The sequence below is a fragment of the Actinoplanes sp. NPDC049599 genome (genome assembly GCF_044465625.1).
Classification (GTDB): Bacteria; Actinomycetota; Actinomycetes; order Mycobacteriales; family Micromonosporaceae; genus Actinoplanes.
The window spans coordinates 1-1,138 of the sequence record NZ_JBITLX010000093.1 but is presented as its reverse complement, the minus strand read 5'-3'; the positions used below and the strand labels follow the sequence as shown (position 1 = coordinate 1,138).

At 68.5% G+C, this 1,138-nt stretch carries 2 protein-coding genes; both read left to right on the top strand.

The features are described from left to right. Positions 1–189 precede the first annotated feature (189 nt). Positions 190–807, top strand: coding sequence for a riboflavin synthase (locus ACIBQZ_RS43380; protein ID WP_096376916.1), 618 nt, complete (start codon positions 190–192; stop codon positions 805–807). Beyond that, positions 804–1,138 (top strand): 3,4-dihydroxy-2-butanone-4-phosphate synthase (locus ACIBQZ_RS43375; protein WP_396094802.1); only part of this gene is annotated, 335 nt, incomplete at its 3' end. The genes ACIBQZ_RS43380 and ACIBQZ_RS43375, both read left to right, overlap by 4 nt.

Genomic DNA, 1,138 nt, shown 5'->3' with positions numbered 1-1,138 from the left:
CAGCGCGCGAGCCCGTCCGCGAGGACGGGCGAGTCCTCCTCCCGCGGCCTTGCGCCGCGCGTCGTGCGTCGTCCTCGAAGCCTTGAGGCGTTTTTCGCTCACCACTTGCGGGAAACGTTTCATGACCACTCTCCATCGCTACACGCTGCATAGCGGCCGCGCATCGGCCCTCCGCCAGGAGGCGCGCTGATGTTCACCGGCATCATCGAAGGCGTCGGCCGCCTGCATTCCACCCAGCCCATCGGCGGCGACGTGCGCCTGCGCATCGCCACCGGCAGCCTGGATTTCTCCCAGCCCAAGCTCGGCGAAAGCATCGCCGTCAACGGCGTGTGCCTGACCGTGATCGAGTTCGGCGCGGACTGGTACGACGCCGACGCGTCCACCGAAACCCTGGCGCTGACCACGCTCGGCGCGCTGCAGGCCGGGGCCAAGGTCAACCTGGAACGCGCGATGCGGCCCAGCGACCGGCTCGGCGGGCATCTGGTCAGCGGCCACGTCGACGGCGTCGGCGCGGTCGAATCGGTGCGCGAGGACGCGCGCGCGCAGCGCTGGCGCTTCCGCGCGCCGGCGCCGCTGCTGCGCTATATCGCCAAGAAGGGCTCGATCTGCGTCGACGGCGTCAGCTTGACCGTCAACGAAGTCGACAGCGAAGGTTTCGAAGTCGCGCTGATCCCGCACACCGTCGCCAACACCGCGTTTTCCGATACCGCGGTCGGCGCGCCGGTGAATCTGGAGATCGATCTGGTCGCACGTTACGTCGAGCGCCTGCTCGGCGAGCGGCCCGCCGCCGTGGAGGCTTCGGCATGAGTTTCGCTACGGTTCCCGAACTGCTCGAAGAAATCCGCGCCGGCCGCATGGTCGTGATCGTCGACGACGAAGACCGCGAGAACGAAGGCGACCTGATCATGGCCGCCGAACTGGTGCGCCCGGCCGACATCAACTTCATGGTCACCCACGCCCGCGGCCTGGTGTGCCTGTCGCTGATGCGCGAGCGCTGCCTGCAGCTCGGCCTTGGTCCGATGGTGCGCGACAACACCTCGCCGCACCACACCAATTTCACCGTCAGCATCGAGGCGGCCGAAGGCGTCACCACCGGCATTTCCGCCTACGACCGCGCCCACACCGTGCGCACCGCGGT

Coding starts and splice junctions, on each gene's coding strand:
- ACIBQZ_RS43380 (WP_096376916.1), top strand. CDS start 190: ATGTTCACCGGCATCATCGAAGGCGTCGGCCGCCTGCATTCCACCCAG.